Source organism: Rhodococcus sp. ARP2 (assembly GCF_001029585.1).
GTDB lineage: Bacteria > Actinomycetota > Actinomycetes > Mycobacteriales > Mycobacteriaceae > Rhodococcus_F > Rhodococcus_F erythropolis.
On record NZ_LEKE01000058.1, the window covers coordinates 72,951 to 90,053 of the forward strand.

The 17,103-nt window shown below is 62.7% G+C and carries 18 protein-coding genes; 12 read left to right on the top strand and 6 right to left on the bottom strand.

Annotated elements, in window-relative coordinates; genetic code table 11:
* Nucleotides 1-49 precede the first annotated feature (49 nt).
* On the top strand, nt 50-970 hold the full coding sequence (locus tag ABX74_RS16030) for an NADP-dependent oxidoreductase (protein ID WP_047889201.1): 921 nt from the start codon (nt 50-52) through the stop codon (nt 968-970).
* 236 nt (nt 971-1,206) lie between these two features.
* Here the strand turns inward: ABX74_RS16030 and ABX74_RS16035 are convergent, their stop codons facing one another.
* Nucleotides 1,207-2,361 carry a Rieske 2Fe-2S domain-containing protein gene (locus tag ABX74_RS16035; protein ID WP_411269029.1) on the bottom strand — a complete coding sequence of 385 codons (1,155 nt, stop codon included), beginning with the start codon at nt 2,359-2,361 and terminating at the stop codon, nt 1,207-1,209.
* 45 nt (nt 2,362-2,406) lie between these two features.
* On the opposite strand from ABX74_RS16035, the gene ABX74_RS29710 reads away from it, so the two are divergent.
* Nucleotides 2,407-2,988: a TetR family transcriptional regulator gene (locus tag ABX74_RS29710; protein WP_020970076.1), complete on the top strand. Its 582-nt coding sequence runs from the start codon at nt 2,407-2,409 to the stop codon at nt 2,986-2,988.
* A gap of 80 nt (nt 2,989-3,068) precedes the next feature.
* Nucleotides 3,069-3,770, top strand: coding sequence for an HNH endonuclease family protein (locus tag ABX74_RS16045; protein WP_047889203.1), 702 nt, complete (start codon nt 3,069-3,071; stop codon nt 3,768-3,770).
* Between the two features lies 1 nt (nt 3,771).
* On the opposite strand, the gene ABX74_RS16050 is transcribed toward ABX74_RS16045, so the two are convergent.
* Nucleotides 3,772-5,004 (bottom strand): metal-dependent hydrolase family protein, encoded by a 1,233-nt coding sequence (locus tag ABX74_RS16050; RefSeq protein WP_021334169.1) that lies wholly within the window; start codon nt 5,002-5,004, stop codon nt 3,772-3,774.
* Between the two features lie 158 nt (nt 5,005-5,162).
* Between ABX74_RS16050 and ABX74_RS16055 the strand changes: the two genes are divergently transcribed.
* A complete protein-coding gene (locus ABX74_RS16055; protein WP_047889204.1) occupies nt 5,163-5,798 on the top strand; it encodes a TetR/AcrR family transcriptional regulator C-terminal domain-containing protein in 636 nt (211 codons plus the stop codon).
* On the opposite strand, the gene ABX74_RS16060 is transcribed toward ABX74_RS16055, so the two are convergent.
* Complete coding sequence (locus ABX74_RS16060) at nt 5,785-7,359, bottom strand: molybdopterin-dependent oxidoreductase (protein WP_047889205.1); 1,575 nt, start codon at nt 7,357-7,359, stop codon at nt 5,785-5,787. The two genes, ABX74_RS16055 and ABX74_RS16060, sit on opposite strands and share 14 nt — an antisense overlap.
* 127 nt (nt 7,360-7,486) lie before the next feature.
* Here ABX74_RS16060 and ABX74_RS16065 point away from each other — a divergent pair, with 127 nt between their 5' ends.
* Nucleotides 7,487-8,305 (top strand): shikimate 5-dehydrogenase, encoded by an 819-nt coding sequence (locus ABX74_RS16065; RefSeq protein WP_047889206.1) that lies wholly within the window; start codon nt 7,487-7,489, stop codon nt 8,303-8,305.
* A 13-nt stretch (nt 8,306-8,318) separates the two neighbouring features.
* Entirely contained in the window at nt 8,319-8,780 is a 462-nt protein-coding gene (locus ABX74_RS16070) for a DUF6328 family protein (protein ID WP_003941357.1), read from the top strand.
* Between the two features lies 1 nt (nt 8,781).
* Here ABX74_RS16070 and ABX74_RS16075 read toward each other — a convergent pair whose 3' ends face one another.
* Both ABX74_RS16075 and ABX74_RS16080 read right to left on the bottom strand, forming a co-directional pair.
* Entirely contained in the window at nt 8,782-9,618 is an 837-nt protein-coding gene (locus tag ABX74_RS16075) for a sulfurtransferase (RefSeq protein ID WP_047889207.1), read from the bottom strand.
* Nucleotides 9,619-9,640: 22 nt separating this feature from the next.
* Nucleotides 9,641-10,264: a LysE family translocator gene (locus ABX74_RS16080; protein WP_003941342.1), complete on the bottom strand. Its 624-nt coding sequence runs from the start codon at nt 10,262-10,264 to the stop codon at nt 9,641-9,643.
* Nucleotides 10,265-10,366: 102 nt separating this feature from the next.
* Here ABX74_RS16080 and ABX74_RS16085 point away from each other — a divergent pair, with 102 nt between their 5' ends.
* From ABX74_RS16085 to ABX74_RS16095, 3 genes are read left to right on the top strand one after another with little or no spacing between them, the layout of a single operon-like run.
* Entirely contained in the window at nt 10,367-10,840 is a 474-nt protein-coding gene (locus ABX74_RS16085) for an Lrp/AsnC family transcriptional regulator (RefSeq protein WP_003941284.1), read from the top strand.
* A gap of 36 nt (nt 10,841-10,876) precedes the next feature.
* Nucleotides 10,877-12,115: a benzoate/H(+) symporter BenE family transporter gene (locus ABX74_RS16090; RefSeq protein WP_047889208.1), complete on the top strand. Its 1,239-nt coding sequence runs from the start codon at nt 10,877-10,879 to the stop codon at nt 12,113-12,115.
* Nucleotides 12,112-12,561: an acyl-CoA thioesterase gene (locus tag ABX74_RS16095; RefSeq protein ID WP_019749226.1), complete on the top strand. Its 450-nt coding sequence runs from the start codon at nt 12,112-12,114 to the stop codon at nt 12,559-12,561. The genes ABX74_RS16090 and ABX74_RS16095 overlap by 4 nt, the downstream gene beginning before the upstream one ends.
* On the opposite strand, the gene ABX74_RS16100 is transcribed toward ABX74_RS16095, so the two are convergent.
* The gene (locus tag ABX74_RS16100; protein ID WP_047889209.1) at nt 12,558-13,586 is read right to left on the bottom strand and encodes a phosphotransferase family protein; all 1,029 of its coding nucleotides are present in this window, start codon (nt 13,584-13,586) and stop codon (nt 12,558-12,560) included. The two genes, ABX74_RS16095 and ABX74_RS16100, sit on opposite strands and share 4 nt — an antisense overlap.
* 221 nt (nt 13,587-13,807) lie before the next feature.
* Between ABX74_RS16100 and pdhA the strand changes: the two genes are divergently transcribed.
* From pdhA to ABX74_RS16115, 3 genes are read left to right on the top strand one after another with little or no spacing between them, the layout of a single operon-like run.
* Nucleotides 13,808-14,896, top strand: a complete 1,089-nt coding sequence (pdhA, locus tag ABX74_RS16105) for a pyruvate dehydrogenase (acetyl-transferring) E1 component subunit alpha (RefSeq protein ID WP_047889210.1) — start codon at nt 13,808-13,810, stop codon at nt 14,894-14,896.
* Nucleotides 14,893-15,870: an alpha-ketoacid dehydrogenase subunit beta gene (locus ABX74_RS16110; protein WP_019749229.1), complete on the top strand. Its 978-nt coding sequence runs from the start codon at nt 14,893-14,895 to the stop codon at nt 15,868-15,870. Before pdhA ends, ABX74_RS16110 begins: the two co-directional genes overlap by 4 nt.
* Complete coding sequence (locus ABX74_RS16115) at nt 15,867-17,102, top strand: dihydrolipoamide acetyltransferase family protein (protein ID WP_019749230.1); 1,236 nt, start codon at nt 15,867-15,869, stop codon at nt 17,100-17,102. Before ABX74_RS16110 ends, ABX74_RS16115 begins: the two co-directional genes overlap by 4 nt.
* The last annotated feature ends 1 nt before the right edge of the window (nt 17,103 follow it).

Genomic DNA, 17,103 nt, shown 5'->3' on the forward strand with positions numbered 1-17,103 from the left:
AGGTGCCACCGACACCACTTCCCGCCTACCGGACAATAGGCTGGCAGGCATGACGACGGCATACGGCTTCACCGAGTACGGCGGACCCGACACACAGTCCTACTTCGACGTCACCCTGCCCCCGCCCGGTGCCGGCCAACTGCTGGTCTCGGTCCGCGCGGCGGGCGTCAACCCCGCTGACTGGAAAGTTCGCGCGGGTACTCGAAAAGATACCGTCCCGGTGACGCTGCCTGCGGTTCTGGGCCGCGAAGTGTCCGGTGTTGTCATCGGAGTAGGTCCGCGGGTCACCGAGTTCGAGGTCGGCGACGAAGTGTTCGGCGCTACCGCGACCGGCTTCGGCGGCTACGCCGCGTCGACATTGCTCAACGTCTCCTCGACAGCACACAAGCCGCCCACCGTGTCCTGGGCCGATGCCGCAGTGCTGACGGTTGCGGCAGGAACGGCCTTCGACGCACTCCACGATCTCGGTCTGAAACCCGGGGCGACACTCCTGCTGCTCGGCGCCGGCGGCGGCGTTGGTCGCAGCACGATCGCGCTTGCACTGGCGCGGAGTATCAACGTGATCGGTGTCGCGAGCGAGTCCAAGAGAACCGCGATCGAGGAAGCGGGAGCACGTTGGGTTGCGTCGGGGGACGGCTTCGCAGACGACGTGTCCGCGTTGTCCCCAGTCGGAGTGGACGCGGTTTTCGACCTGGTCGGCGGGGACACTCTCACTCGCGGCGCTGAGCTCGCCCGACCGGACGCGCCGATCCTGAGCATCGCCGATCCTCTGGCGGCGAGCCGACTCGGCGGCGGTGGTGTCGAACGCCGAAGAACTACAGCAGTATTCACGGAGGTCGCGGCGCTCGTGGCCGACGGGATCCTCGACCCGTCCGTGTCCGGGCGGTACCCATTCTCCCGCGCTGGGGAAGCGCTCGCTGCCGTCGAAGACGGCCATGCCGCCGGCAAAGTAGTGATCGAGTTCGGCTGACGAAGCGCTTCCACGAACTCCGCGCTCAATCAACTCCCCCATCAAACCTTCCATCGACGCGGCCTTGATACTCGCGTGCACATCGGGACAACGACTCAAGGCCGGATGCGAGTCCATGGAAGCTGTCAAGGACGGGCACGACAGGGCAGTCCTACCGCTCCACTGGACTGAAGTCTGGTGCCAACTCGATTTCTCCACCGCCACCGATGCTCGGCACCGACGACACTCGACGTGTGTCAACGTGACGCCTCTGCCGATCGGAGCGCAAGACCTTCCGACACAACTTCGCGCCAGGTTTCGACCGGCGCGGTCATGTCGAGTTCGAATTCGAAGCGTTCGACCATGTCTGCACTGATGTCGGCGACATCGACGTAGAACTGTTCGTACCACCGGCGTAGTTGATAGACAGGACCGTCCCCATCGCACAGTAGCGGATTCTCGATTCGGGTTTTGTTCTTCCAAATCTCGATGTCCTGTTCGAAGCCTTTGGTGATGTATCTCCCCATACTCTCGGCCATGTGCTCGCTGGCGCGCCGATCCAACAGCGGGGAGTGCTTGACGAGCACCCCGTAGATGAGAACAAAGCTGTCCAGGTCGATCGGATAGTGGCAGTTGATCAGGACCGACTCCATGTCGAATTGGTCGTAGTGATAGGTCAATTCGTCGATCATGAAAGCGGGGCCGTAGTAGGCGGCCTTCGACGTGTTGCCGATCAATTGCGGCGCGCCTCCAGCGGCAACCGGTCGAATATCCTCTCGTGCAAGACCGTTCATGTACTGCGCAGCAACATGCCCCTCGAAGACGTTCCGGAAGTGTGTTGGGAACGATCCGTGAACGTAGAAGAAGTGGGCCATATCCACGTTGTTGTCGATGAGTTCACGACAATTTGTCTGTACGACTATCTGCCTGAACCCCTTCCAATCGGTCCAATCGTCGGATGCAACTCCGGGAATTCGAGGAGGCGCGATCTCGGCCGGAGGCCTGTTGCCCTCCGGATCGTTGTAAACGAACAACATTCCGTCCTGGTCGAGAATGTTCCAGGAACGGGTTTTCGCAATCGGGGGCACTCGACGGGCATAAGGGATTTCAGTACACCGTCCGTTCCCACCCCAGCGCCAATCGTGAAACGGACAGGCGATCGAATTACCTTTGACCTCACCCTGACTCAAATCGCCGCCCATGTGACGGCAGTATGCATCCAAGACGGAAAGCTCGCCGTCCTCGCCTGCAAAAACGACGAGCTTCGTTCCGAAGGCACGGACCGAATGCGGCTTGCCGTCCTTGTACGGGGCGGACAAGCCCAGACAATGCCACCCCCGGGCGTATCGATCACGCGGTGCAACAGAGTCGATTTCACGGTATCCGTTGTTCTCGATGTGCTCCATGACCACAGTTAAGCGAAATCGCTTAACTGTGTCAAGGGTAGATTCCGTCGCATGGCTGTTGACTCACTTCTCTCCGCCGCCGAACGTGTGTTTGCCGAGCGAGGCGCTGACGTTTCGCTCAGAGACATCGCGATCGCCGCGGGCCAACGCAACAATTCCGCTGTGAACTACTACTTCGGCGACCGACAGGGTTTGATCGACGCGGTCGTACGTCGTCGCTTGGCGGCCGTGGAGGACTCGGCAACTCGTCTACTCGAGGCTGCCGAGACGAAAGACAACAGGCACTTGACCGGCATTCTGGTGGGTGCACTCCTGGAGGCAACCGAGCAGCAGGGGGCAACTCACTACTTCCGGTTCCTCGAGGTCATGCGCCACCAAGTCAAGATCTGGCCAGCCGACGAAGGATCCTCCTGGTCCACCATCACGCAGAATCTGTCCGAACAGCTAAGCGAAGGAACGGCATACGAACGTTCGAGCAGGATTTCGTCGATGGCCACGACGCTTTTTGCACTTCTTGCCGATTACGAGCGCTCCAAAGACGGCGAAGGGGTCCTGGCGTCGCTCGGACCAACGCCCGCTCAGATCGTGGAAATGGTCGTGGCACTACTTCAAGCGCCCATGCATCCGAGGTAGATCCCACAGGTGGCCGAATTCGGCTGATTCCTGTCGGCCCGCGATGGTTCAATCACGGTCTACGACGGGCGGGGGCACAGGTGGTTGCACGGTTATCTGCGATCCTGTCGACGCTCGCGCTCGTATGTCTCGTCGCGTCCTGCGGATGGTTCGGGGACGAGCGTCTCGAGTCGGCCCCGGGCAGCCCGACACGATCGGAGCTCGAATCGCTGCTGTCCCGGACCGCGATTGTCGACAACCGACCACATCCGGGTGGATACGAGCGCGGCTGCGGTAACGGCGAGGCTTGCGTCTTCGGCCCCGCTTGGTCCGACGACCAGGACGCACCAGGTGGCCACGACGGGTGCGATACCCGCAACAACGTTCTGGCCCATGATCTCTCGGACGTGGTATTCAAACCGGGAACACGTGACTGCGTCGTACTGTCGGGCGCGATGACCGACCCGTACTCCGGTGATCGCATCGAATTCGAACGCAGCCAGGCCAAGTCCGTTCAGATCGACCACGTCTTCCCACTCGCCGCGGCTTGGGACTTCGGCGCGAACTCCTGGACGCCCGCGCTTCGGATGAGGTTCGCGAACGACACGTCACTGAACCTGTTGGCCGTCAACGGCCCCGACAACCAGTCGAAAGGCGACAGCACGCCCGGTGAGTGGTTGCCGCCCAATCCTGCATACCGATGCTTTTACGCCGGCAAGTACTTGACCGTCGCGATTTCCTACGGCTTACCGGTCAGCCGGGCGGATCACTCGGTGTTGACAGAACTCGCCACTCGCTGTTGAGCTACCGGCCGTCCTTCACCACTCGACCGCTCTGAATGACGAGTGCGATGCGCTCACGATCGGCGAAGATGGACGGATCCGTCAACGGATTGCCGCGGAATGCAACGAGGTCGGCGAACTTGCCGACTTCGATGGTGCCGACCTCGTCGGCGATACCGAGAATGTCGGCGTTGATCCGGGTAGCGGAAACCAATGCGTCCATCGGGGTTTCGACCTTGGCGCGCAGGACTAGCTCCATTCCCCGGCCCGTTTGATCGGTACCGATGAGGTCCGATCCCAGTCCCACTCTGACGCCGGCATTTCGAGCAGCAAGAAGCCCGTCGATCTGACCCTGCATCATCTGGCCGATCCGAGCCGAAATCGATTCGGGTAGACCTGCTGACGCCGCGCTGTCCGAGAGTGCCTGCACCACAGCCAACGTCGGCACCAACGCGACGTCGTGCTCGGCCATCAACTTGGCAGTCTCGTCGTCGATACCTGAGCCGTGCTCGACGCATTTCGCGCCGGCAGTGACAGCGTTTCGGATTCCCTCGTTGTTGTGGGCATGCACCGTGACATAGGTACCGCGCGCATTGGCTTCCTCGACGGCAACTTCGATCTCGTCGACCGTGAACTGGGTATCGGTGAGCTTGTCATGAGTCGATACCACTCCCCCGGTAACACACAGTTTGAGGAAGTCCGCACCCCTGCGGAACGTCTCGCGAACGTTCTTTCGCATTTCGTGCGGACCGTCGGAAAGCAGAGACATACAACGTAATCCGGGGATGTCATGATCGGACCAGTCCGAAGTCGGCTCCCACTCGGCCGCCAGGTGTCCGTGTCCACCGGTCTGGCACTGGATCGGGCCGCACTGAATGATCCGCGGACCCGGAATCTTGCCCGAGGCGACAACTCCGGCGAGTCCACCGTCGATTCCGCCGCAGTCACGAACAGTGGTGAATCCCCCGTCGAGGGTCGATGCGCAGGTCGCGAACATGTCTGCAGCGAGTTCGGCTACCGAGATCTGACGCCGCAGGCTAGGTGCGAGATCGCTCGATCCACCGAGATGAACGTGTGCGTCGATGAGGCCGGGAGTGATTGTCAGCCCGGTGCAGTCCAGCACCTCCGCCCCCGCGGGCGGCGTTCCACCGAGTGCACTGATGCGGCCATCTTCCACGGCAACAGCGCAGTTCTCGATCGGGTCGGCGCCCGTGCCGTCGATGATCGTTGCACCGGTCAGCCATACGACAGACATATTGAATGTTCCTCCGACGTGTACCGATCGCCGGAAGATTCCGCCGACATACCGAATAGGGTTCGGTTAGTATGATGCATACCGGCTCCCGAAATCAAGGAGTTGTCATCAATCGATCAAGTCCGAGATTGCCGACGAATCCCTCACCAGGAGAATCGATGCCGCGTCCCACTCAGCCGATACTGTCCACGCGAAACATCACCGACGCGGCTCTGGATGCTGTCGACACAACCGGCGACTTCACCATGCCCGGGATCGCCAAGCAACTGAACGTGACTCCGTCTTCGCTCTACACACATATTTCGGGTCGATCCGAGATCGTCGAACTCATGCGCATCCGCGTGATGTCGTCGATCTCTGTCCCCCACCCACCCGCAGGATGGAGCGAACGGATCAGCGCGTGGGGGTGGGCATATCGCCGAGCTGCCGTCGAACATTGGCGCCTCATCCCGCTACTCATGACACGCAGCGTCCGCACCGAGGTGACTTTTGATATCGATACTGCACTGGTTCAAGCATTTTCGGACGGGGGGTTCGATTCGACCGATACGCGTCACGCAATTTCCACGCTGGACAGTCTGGTTCTCGGATCCGTCGTGAAACTCTCGACGCCGGATGTCGCGTGGACTCAATCCTCCAACCCGAGCGAGGTCACGCGTGAGGCCGCGAACCCACTGCGAACCGACGACACCTTCGACTTCGGCCTGCGAACGCTGATCGCTGGATGGATGGCCCAGTGCGTCGTCCGCCTGTATACCGAATCCCATTCGGATCTACCTGTCACTTCACGGTGAACGACCTCGTATGCCATCCAGTGGCTCCACCGGGAATCGGTGGAGTGCGCTCTTCCACCTGAACGTTCCCGTCCAAATCCGTCGCTCTGACCTGCACGGTGTGCAAACCTGAGCCTGCATCCCACATCCACGACCATTGACGCCAGGTGTCGATCGAGTACTCCTGCGCCAGTGTCGCCGGTTGCCATTCGCCGTTGTCGACGCGAACCTCGACCTTCTCGATCCCGCGATGCTGCGCCCAGGCCGTTCCCGCCACCAACACCTGGCCCGGCTCGATCGGCGCCAAAGCTGCCGGCGCCTCGATACGCGACGACGTCTTGATCGGTGCCTGCGCACCCCAACCGCGCTGGGTCCAATAGGCCTCGACCTTGTCGAAACGCGTGAGTTCCCACTCCGTCACCCACTTGGTGGCGGAGACGAAACCGTACAGGCCGGGAACTACCTGCCGAACGGGATAACCGTGCTCGAACGGCAACGGCTCACCGTTCATCGCCACGGCGAGAATCGCGTCACGGCCGTCGGTGACTATCTCGACCGGGGTGCCGACTGTGAAGCCGTCGACGCTGGTCGACAGGAGCATGTCGGCGTCGGGATGGACACCGACTTCGTCGAGCAGGTCCTTCATGGGATAACCGATCCACTTCGCGTTCCCGGCCAGAACGCCGCCCACCTCGTTGGAAACACACGTCAGCGTGATGACTCGCTCGATGGGCGTTCTCGCCACCAGATCGTCGAACGACAACGTCATCTCGCGGTCCACCATTCCGTGAATCCGCAGTTCCCACGAATCCGTCGTCAATTGCGGAACGAGGAGTGCAGTGTCGATTCGATAGAAGTCGTCGTTGGGCGTGATGTACGTCGACGCACCCGCAATCGCGATGTCCGCACCCGCCGGAATCGGCGGCGCCGGGTCAGCGGCGGTGGGCACGACAAAATCTTCACGATTCGCTACTGCTCCGGCGATTCTCTGCCCCACGAACTTCCCGGCGGCACCCGCTGCCGCAGCCACTGCCAACGCCGCACCTGCCAGCAGAAGGAACTGACGACGAGGCAACCACGAGTCGGCGACGCCAGGCGAGAGCGGCACCTCCAACTGTGTGATCAGCAGCCGCAGTGTTGCAACGCCCGCCACCACACCGACCAGTGTCGGGAACACGTACATCGCATCGGCAGTCGGGCGCTGCATCGCCGCATACACACCAACCGCGCCCAGAAGAACAAGGATGACACTGCCGATCGGGCGGCGTCGCCGTTCCAACAGCCCGGCCACCGCACCGAGCAGAACGATCAATATCGACATTCCGATGAACAGCGCCGGCTTGTCGTTGGTGCCGAAGGTGTCGATCGCGAACTCGCGAGCCCACGCCGGGGTTCGGTCGACGGTCGTTGCCCCAACGGCGTAGAAGGGCGACGCGTCCGGGTTGATCGGCAGCGCAACCAGTTCACCGACGCCCAGGACGACAGCCGCGGCCAACACTCCGGAGATCGCGTGAGCAGCCCATCTACGACGCGGTGGACGAGATTCGGTGCTCGGGTGCTCGTCGATGTTCTGTGTGACCATGTCGTCTCGGCTCTGTCGGTGCGAGTGGTGCTTCGATCGGATACCCGACATTCGGCGCTGCGGGACATCCGGATGGGTGCACTCGTCTATCAAGAACTACGCCGAACTCGCGATTAGAGTGGGGACAATGACCGTCGACCTCAACAAGGACACGCTCCTGTGCATGTCGCTCTCCGGGCGACCGAGCAACATCGGCACGAGGTTTCACAATTACCTCTACGAGGAATTGGGCCTGAACTTCGTCTACAAAGCCTTCACCACCGAAGACGTGCCAGCCGCGATCGGCGGCATCCGAGCACTCGGGATTCGAGGCTGCGGGGTGTCGATGCCGTTCAAGGAACAGGTCATCGAGCACATCGACGTCATGCACGATTCGGCCAGCGCCATCGACTCCGTGAACACGATCGTCAACGAGTCCGGAGTGCTGCACGCCTATAACACCGACTATCAGGCGGTGGCCGATCTGCTGCGTGACAACGACGTCGACACGAGCCTGTCCGTCGCTGTCGCCGGCAGCGGTGGCATGGCAAAAGCAGTCGTCGCCGCGGTGCGCGACACCGGATTCACCGACGTCACCGTGATCGCCCGCAACCAGCAAGTGGGGTCGTCGCTCGCGAAGCAGTACGGCTTCGACTGGCAGGCCGAACTCGGTGAGCTTCGTCCCGGTGTGCTGATCAACGCCACTCCGATCGGTATGTCCGGCGGTGCAGAAGCAGATGCATTGTCGTTCCCCGAACAAGCAGTGCGCGCCGCCGATGTCGTCTTCGACGTCGTCGCGATGCCTGCGAACACGCCACTGATCGCGTTGGCGACCGAACTCGGCAAGACGGCGATCACGGGAGCGTCGGTCATTGCCCTTCAGGCCGCCGAGCAGTTCGTGCTCTACACCGGCGTGCGTCCGAGCGCGGAGCAGATCCAGCGAGCGTCGGAATACTCACGGGTGTAGGAACCACGTCGCCGTGAACGAGACCGGGGAGACTCCACCTCAACAACTCGCGCGGAACTTCAACGAGTTGTTGCAAGAACTGCGCGTCGCGCTCTCTGGTGTTCAGATCCTGTTCGCCTTCTTGCTGGCCGTGGCATTCACCGAACGCTACGAGGAAGCGTCGGCGTACATCCGCGGCATCCACTTGGTGACGGTGATCCTTGTTGCCATCTCGTTCGGGTTCCTGATGGCACCCGCAGTCTGGCATCGCATGCTCTTCCGCCGTGGGCACCGCGAGAACATATTGCCCGTCGCCAACCGATTCGCCCTGTGCGGCATAGCCTTTCTCGCCGCCTCCATGACCGGCACGGTCCTGTTGATCGCCGAGGTCGCCGTCGGCGGAGTTGCCGCAAAGGTTTTGGCAGCGTGCGCCGCGATCATGTTCACGGCACTGTGGTTTCTCGTGCCGTCATTCATCGATCGCACCAAGAGCTGACTCAGGCTCCGGTGTCGACGGCGCGAGTGCTGTCGTTCGACCACTGTGACCACGAGCCCGGGAACAGCGTCGCGTCGTAACCGGCGATCGCGAGTGCCGCAATCTCATGCGCTGCAGTTACTCCGGATCCGCAGTACACCGCGACACTGTCTCCGGCGACCAGTCCGGCGAACCGCTCACGCAGGCGGGTCGCATCCAGGAACCGACCGTCGCCGGTGATGTTCTCCGCGGTCGGCGCGCTCACCGCACCGGGGATGTGCCCCGCGACGGGATCCATCGGCTCGACCTCGCCGCGGTACCGCTCCCCCGCTCGGGCGTCGAGAAGCACACCGCCCGCACGCGTCCAGTCGCCGACGCCGTCGATGTCGACCGTCGGCATGTTGCCGCCGGTGAAAGTCACGCTGCCCGGAGTGACCGACTCACCGATACCGGCCGCCAACGGCAGTCCCGCGGACTCCCAGGCCTGTAGCCCGCCGTCGAGCAGTCGGACATCCGAGAGCCCGGCCCACCGCAGCAGCCACCAACCACGGGCAGCGGCCGTGTTGCCGGTGGCGTCGTAAAGCACCACCGAATCACCGTCGTCGATTCCCCAACGATGCGCAGCGTCCTGCAGGTCTTCGAGACTCGGCAGCGGATGCCTTCCCTTGTCCGGCGACGACGGCGAAGCAAGTTCCTCGTCGAGGTTCACGAATACCGCGCCGAGAATATGGCCGTCGCGAAAATGCTGCTCGCCGTTCGAATCACCCAGCGCCCATCGGACATCGAGCAATCGCGGCGCAGCGCCGGCCTCGATGAGAGCGGACAGTTCTTCGACGTCGATCAGCACGGGAAGTGTCATGAGCCCATCCTGACACGACCACTCATGCAACCCCGAAGAAGGCACCGAGACCCACCAACAACACTCCCGTCACCACGTCGATTCGCTTGCCGACGCCAGGACGACGCAGCTTCTTGCCGGCTCCGGCCGCCAACACCACCACGATCGCCCACCACAGTGCCGCGGCGACCACCGTCGCGCCCGCCAACATCAACGTGCGCAGCCCTGCGCCTTCACCCGGCTCGATGAATTGCGGGAGTAGCCCGAGAAAGAACAACAGCGCCTTCGGGTTCAGCAGGTTCGAGAGGAAGCCGTAGCGAAATGCCGTGGTGACCGCGATCGGTTCTTTCGCTGCCGGAATTCCCTCGTCCGAGGCTCGGGCTTTGAAAGCACTTCGAATCGCGGAGATGCCGAGCCAGGTCAGATATGCCGCCCCGGCGTATGTGAGCGCAGAGAGCAACTGTGGCCGTGTCGCCACAAGTGCGGAGAGACCCAGTGACGCGGCAGCGGTGTGAACGAAGAGCCCGGAAATCACACCGGCGGCCACCACCGCGCCGGTCCGACGATCTGCCAGAGAATGACGCAGGATCAGGACAAAATCCGGTCCCGGCGTGAACAGGACGATGGATAGCAGGGAGCCGAAAGCGAGCCATTGACCGACACTCATCCGAAATACCTCACACCCGAGCTGATTCGAGACACATGTTCATGCCAGGAGTGTGCAACTGGATCCGGGAAGTTCAAAACGACTCCGGATATAGTTCGGCAGATGACGAAGAATGAGCCTCTGGATCCGGTGGACTGGAAGATTTTGGCCGAATTGCAGAACGACGCGTCGATCACCAACAAGGTGTTGGCCGATCGAGTCGGCTTGGCGACGTCCTCGTGCCACGAGCGCGTACGACGCCTACGTGCCAACGGAACGATCAGCGGTATCCACGCGGTTGTCGATCCGGCAGCCGTTGGCCGGTCGATGCAGGCGATCATCGCCGTTCAACTGCGACCACACCGCCGCGACCTCGTCGACCGGTTCACCGCCGACGCCCTAGCACTGCCGGAAACGCTTGCGCTCTTCAACGTCTCGGGGCCTGAGGATTTCTTCCTCCACGTCGCGGTCCGTGACAGTGCTCATCTACAGCGAGTATTGATCGACCACCTCGCCGCACATCCCGAGGTCTGGCACGCCCAAACGCACCTCATCTACGGCAAAGCGGTCACCTCACCCATCCGACCGGACAGGTAAATCGGGTCTGGGGCGGGTCGGGCAGAATCACTGACCATGTCGGACTCCACAGATACCACCGAACCGGAAGCCGTTCGCAGCAACTCGCAACCGATGAGCGCAGGCATCGTCACGGCCCTCGTCGGCTTCACCAGTTCGTTCGCGGTGGTGCTCACCGGCCTCGCGGCTGTCGGTGCGGACGCAACCGAGGCGGCGTCCGGACTGCTGGTTCTGTGTGTGACCCAAGCGTTGGGAATGCTCTGGCTCTCACGCCGGTATCGGATGCCGATCACCCTGGCCTGGTCGACGCCCGGTGCCGCTCTGCTCGCCGGCGCCGGAGCGGTCGAGGGTGGGTGGCCGGCCGCGGTCGGAGCATTCATCGTCGTCGGAATCGCGATCGTGCTGACCGGACTGTGGCCGACGCTCGGAAGGATCATCTCGGCAATCCCGACGCCCCTCGCGCAAGCGATGCTCGCCGGGGTTCTGATGCCGTTGTGCCTGGCGCCGATCATCGCCGTCCGGGACGCACCGGCAGCGGTCGCGCCCGTCATCCTGGTTTGGCTTGCCGCGCAGCGCTTCTCCAAGCGATGGGCGGTTCCGCTCGCGTTTCTCACAGCAGCGGTCGTGATCGGGATCAGCCTCGTCACGTCGGATCGAGTGCTCGACGCCGGCGCCATGATTCCCCGCATCGATCTCACCGCGCCGTCGTGGACCTGGCAGGCAATGATCGGCATTGCGATTCCCCTCTACATCGTCACGATGGCTTCGCAGAACATTCCCGGTGTGGCCGTGATGAATTCGTTCGGCTACACCGTTCCCTGGCGGCCGTCGATGATCGTGACGGGTATCGGCACCATCGTCGGCGCACCGGCCGGTGGCCATGCGATCAACCTCGCGGCGATCAGCGCGGCCCTGGCCGCCGCCCCCACCGCACATCCGGATCCCAAACGTCGATGGATCGCTGCCTTCACCGCAGGCTGGGCGTATCTCGTTCTCGCTGCCGGCGCGGCCGCGGTGGCCGCTCTGGTAGCCGCCGCACCGGCCGGAGTCGTGGAAACTGTTGCCGGACTGGCGCTCCTGGCAACGCTTGCCGGCGCCCTCACGTCGGCGCTGAGCGAGGCGAGTGAACGTGAAGGCGCCGTGGTCACGTTTCTGATCGCCGCATCCGGGGTCAGTATCCTGGGAATCGGTTCGGCATTCTGGGCACTGTTGGTGGGGCTGATCGTGCGTGCAGTCCTACAGCGCACCACCCTGCCCTCACTCTCGCGAAAGTCCTCACTACAGTCGAAGCCGTGAGCACAGCGCAGACGCCCCCGTCGATCAGCGAGTTTCCCGTTCTCTGGCCCGTCCCGACGCGGTGGGACGACAACGATCACTACGGCCACGTCAACAACGTGACCTACTACTCGTACTTCGACACCGCGGTCAACGCCTGGCTGATGTCTTCCACTGGAACCGACATCCGCAATCTGCCTGCCATCGGCGTCGTCGCCGAGACGTCGTGCCGGTACCTGAGCGAACTGTCGTTCCCCGAGCAGTTGCAGGTGGGTATCTCCGTCGAGAAGCTGGGCACCAAGAGCATCGTCTACGCCCTGGCGATATTCCACGAGGTCGAAAACGGCCATTGGGAACCTGCCGCGACTGGTCGCTTCGTGCACGTCTACGTCGATGCCGACACCCGTAAGCCGGTGGAGATCCCGGCTGCGATCAGATCAGCAGCCGGGACCTTGACCGAAAACTAGCTCAGACCGAGCTGACCTGCCGTCAAGACGGCGCGTGCAACGATTCCGTCGATCAGCGCGACCGTCGGGCCGCCGTGCTCGGCCTTGTTACGCGGATCGTCGAGAATGCGTCGCAGCACACCCTCGGCGATGATCGAGAGCTTCCACAGAGCGAGTACGTGCCAATATCCGACCGCTGACACGTCGCGGCCAGTCGCCTCGACGTAGGCATCGACCAGCTCGTCGCGGTTCGGGAAGCCTTCCAGCGTGGACGCCATGAACGGACCGGCAACTTTGTCACCGGCTTCCGGCCAGTACGCGAGTAGAGCACCGAGATCCGCGAGCGGTTCCCCCAACGTGCACAACTCCCAGTCGACGACGGCAACGATGCGCCCCTCGACCGGGTCGGTGATGACGTTGTTGAGGTGGAAGTCGCCGTGAACCAAGGTCACTTCGTTCTGTTCCGGAATGTTTCGGTGCAGAATCTCGGCCAACCGGTCAACGTCAGGAACATCGCGGGTCTTCGACTTCTCCCACTGCGCCGACCACCGTTTGAGCTGACGCTCGGCAAAGGGCTTGCGGCTGGCCAGATCGTCGAGGCCGGTCTCTTCCAGGTCAACCCCGTGGATGCTTGCGAGGGTTTTCGGCATCGCCAATCCAACCGCGCGACGCTCGTCCTCGGTCAACTTCTGAGCCACTGGAACGCCGTCGATCACAACGCCGTCGATGTAGCTCATGAGGACCAGCGGAGCGTCCGTGATCTCCGGATCTTCCGTGATGCCGAGGATCTTCGGAACCGGCACTTTGGTTCCCTGGAGCGAGGACAGGATGCGGTGCTCGCGAACGACGTCGTGCGCGGACGCCAACAACGTGCCGAGTGGAGGCCTGCGCAGTACCCACCGTCCTCCGCCCGCATCCGTCACGGAGTAGGTCAGGTTCGATTGCCCGTTACCGATCCTCTCGAAAGTCAGTGGTGTCGTGGCGCCGACCCCCAGTTCGGCGATCCACGCGGAAACAGCTTCTTCGTTCAAACCGACTGCAGTCACCGCACCGATGCTAGCGGTTGAATTCCGATCGGTTGGCCGTACCGACACGTTTGTTACTCGCCAGTTCGCAGTTCCGGTCCTGATACGGCAGTGGAAATACTTGCGGATTTCCCAATCAGGGGGATCCTGATGGTAGAGCGACAACTGCATACAACACATCGGGATTGTGCGGCGTACTCACGAGGCGCGCCGGGCATGAGCAGAAACCGAGGTGAGCGAAGATGATCGACAACCTCGATTATCCGGTCCAACTCATCCAACCGAACGGCGCACGAGTGTGCCGTCCCGAATTCGACCGCCTGATAACAGACATCGGGTCTGACGAACTGCTGTCGTTGTATCGCGATCTCGTCGTGAGTCGCCGAATCGACACCGAAGCTGTTGCCCTGCAGCGTCAAGGCGAAATAGGTTTGTGGGCTCCGATGCTGGGCCAAGAAGCCGCCCAGGTCGGTTCCGCGAGAGCGCTCGCCCCAGACGACTTCGCGTTCACCAGCTACCGCGAACATGCCGTCGCGTACTGCCGGGGAGTTCCCCCCGAATTGCTGACCACCATGTGGCGAGGAATCTCCCATTCCGGTTGGGTTCCAGAACAATTCAACGTCACCAATCCGGCGATCGTCGTCGGCTCCCAAGGGCTGCACGCCACCGGATACGCACTCGGCGCACACCTGGACGGCGCCGAGATCGCAACGATCGCGTACTTCGGCGACGGCGCCACAAGTCAGGGCGACATCGCCGAGGCGATGGGATTTGCCGCCAGTTTCCGTGTCGGCGTTGTCTTCTTCTGCCAGAACAACCAGTGGGCCATCAGTGAACCGGTATCCCTCCAGTCACGCACGCCCATCTCACATCGGGCGATCGGTTACGGCATCCCCGCGATCCGCGTCGACGGCAACGACGTCCTCGCCGTTCTCGCAGTCACGCGCTCGGCGCTCAATCGCGCACGCGAAGGCAGCGGCCCGACGTTCATCGAGGCGATCACCTGCCGAATGGGCCCGCACACGACGTCCGACGATCCGAGCAGGTACCGCGCCGATACCGACATGTCGGAGTGGAGAAGCCGCGATCCGCTCGAGCGAATGCGCCTGTTCCTCGGCCGTCGCGATCTTCTCGGAGAAAACGAACTCAGCACCATCGCGGCGGCGGCCGACGACGTCGCAGCTGGACTGCGACGCGCAACCATCGCGCTCGCCGATCCACCCCCGTCAGCGCTCTTCGATCACGTCTACGCCGAGGCACACCCACTGATCGACGTTGAACGCGAAGAGCATCGCGCGTATCTCCGCAGCATGGAAGGGGCTTCGTCATGACCGTCATGAATCTGGTGACAGCGCTCAACACCGGCCTGCGACGCGCACTCGAAGACGATCGTCGCGTTGTCATCATGGGAGAGGACGTGGGCCGTCTCGGCGGTGTATTCCGGGTTACCGACGCCCTGCAGAAGGACTTCGGCGATACTCGGGTGATCGACATGCCCCTCGCCGAATCAGGGATCGTGGGAACAGCTTTCGGTCTTGCCTTGCGCGGATATCGGCCTGTCTGCGAAATCCAGTTCGACGGGTTTGTCTACCCGGCTTTCGATCAGATCGTCTCGCAGGTGGCCAAGATCCACTACCGCACCCGAGGCGCTGCCTCTGCGCCACTGACGATTCGCATTCCCAGTGGCGGCGGAATCGGTGCGGTGGAACATCATTCGGAGTCGCCGGAAGCGTACTTCGCTCACACCGCGGGACTGCGGGTGGTGTACCCGAGCAATCCGATCGACGGCTTTCACATGATCCGCCAATCCATTGCGGCCGACGACCCGGTGATATTCCTCGAACCCAAACGGCGCTACTGGGATACCGCCGACGTGAATACCGATGCCGCGCCCGAGCTTCCGCTTCACCGTGCCCGCGTCGCTCGCCCTGGAGACGACGCGACAGTAGTTGCGTACGGATCCATGGTCGCCACCGCGCTCGACGCCGCGCGGATCGCCGAAGAAGAAGGCCACGATCTGGAGGTCGTGGATCTGCGTTCACTCTCCCCCATCGACTTCGACACGATCGAGGCGTCGGTGAACAAGACAGGACGGCTGGTCGTCGTCCACGAGGCGCCGAAGTTTCTCGGCGTCGGCGCCGAAATCGCAGCACACGTCGCGGAACACTGCTTCTATCAGCTCGAGTCACCGATCCTGCGGGTCACCGGATTCGACATCCCCTACCCGCCCGCCAAGCTCGAGCGATTTCACCTTCCGGACGCCGACCGGATCCTCGCAGCACTCGACCGGACGCTGGCAGCATGAGTACCGGGCACGAATTCCGGTTGCCGGATCTCGGCGAGGGCCTGACGTCCGCCGATCTGGTCGAGTGGACGGTCGGCGTCGGCGACACGGTGGCACTCAATCAAGTTCTCGCCCAGGTAGAGACAGCCAAAGCTCTCGTCGAACTGCCGTCGCCCTACGTCGGCGTTGTCAGAGAACTCCTCGTCGAACCTGGCTCTACCGTCCCGGTCGGCACTCCGATCATCCGAATCGAGGAGCCTGCAGATTCACCGTCTCCAAGTGATTCACAGTCTCCGAGTGTGCTTGTCGGATACGGACCCGCGGCCGAGAGACCGAGCCGACGACGGAACAGGGTTACGCCACACTCGCAAACCGCGGCGAGTACCGAGCGTCGGCCCGCAACACCCTCGGCGCGGCGCGCGGCCCGCGAAGCCGGCATCGACCTGAGCGAAATCACCGGAAGTGGATTCGACGGTGCCGTCACGGCAGCGGACGTCGCAGACGCGCTTCGCGTGAAGGCCGCGTCGAATGAAGCTCCGCGGCCGGCCGGATCCGGTATACAGAAACAGCCGGTCTCGTCCGGCATGCGGAAACAGATGGCGTCGGCGATGGTTGCCAGTGCCCGCGCCCCGCAAGCCAGCGTCTTCCTCACCGCCGATGTCACGCCTTCGATGGAACTACTCGGCAGGCTCCGTCCCTCGGACGCATTCACCGGACTTTCTCTCACTCCGCTGACTCTCGCGGCCAAGGCCTTGGTTACGGCGATCTCGTCGCACCCGATGGTGAACGCGCATTGGGACGAGGCCCGCGGCGACGCCGTCATCGACGATCACGTGAATCTCGGCATCGCCGTCGCCTCCGAACGTGGACTGTCCGTGCCCAACATCAAAAGCGCCGAGACGCTGAGCCTGGTCCAACTTGCACGCGCGGTGACCGAACTGACCGTCGCTGCCCGCGCGGGAGTGACCGATGTCCATCACCTGACCGGTGGCACCGTCACGATCACCAATGTCGGAGTCTTCGGCGTCGACGGGGGCATTCCGCTCCTCAATCCGGGAGAAGCCGTCATCCTTTGCCTGGGCACAGTGAGCGAGCGTCCCTGGGTAATCGAGCGCAAGATCGAAGCGCGGAGCGTCGCGACACTGACGTTGACGTTCGACCACCGGATACTCGATGGTGAGCAGGCCGCGAGATTCCTCTCATTTGTCGCACAGATGCTCGCGGACCCGGACCTGTTGCTGTCTCACCTGTAAA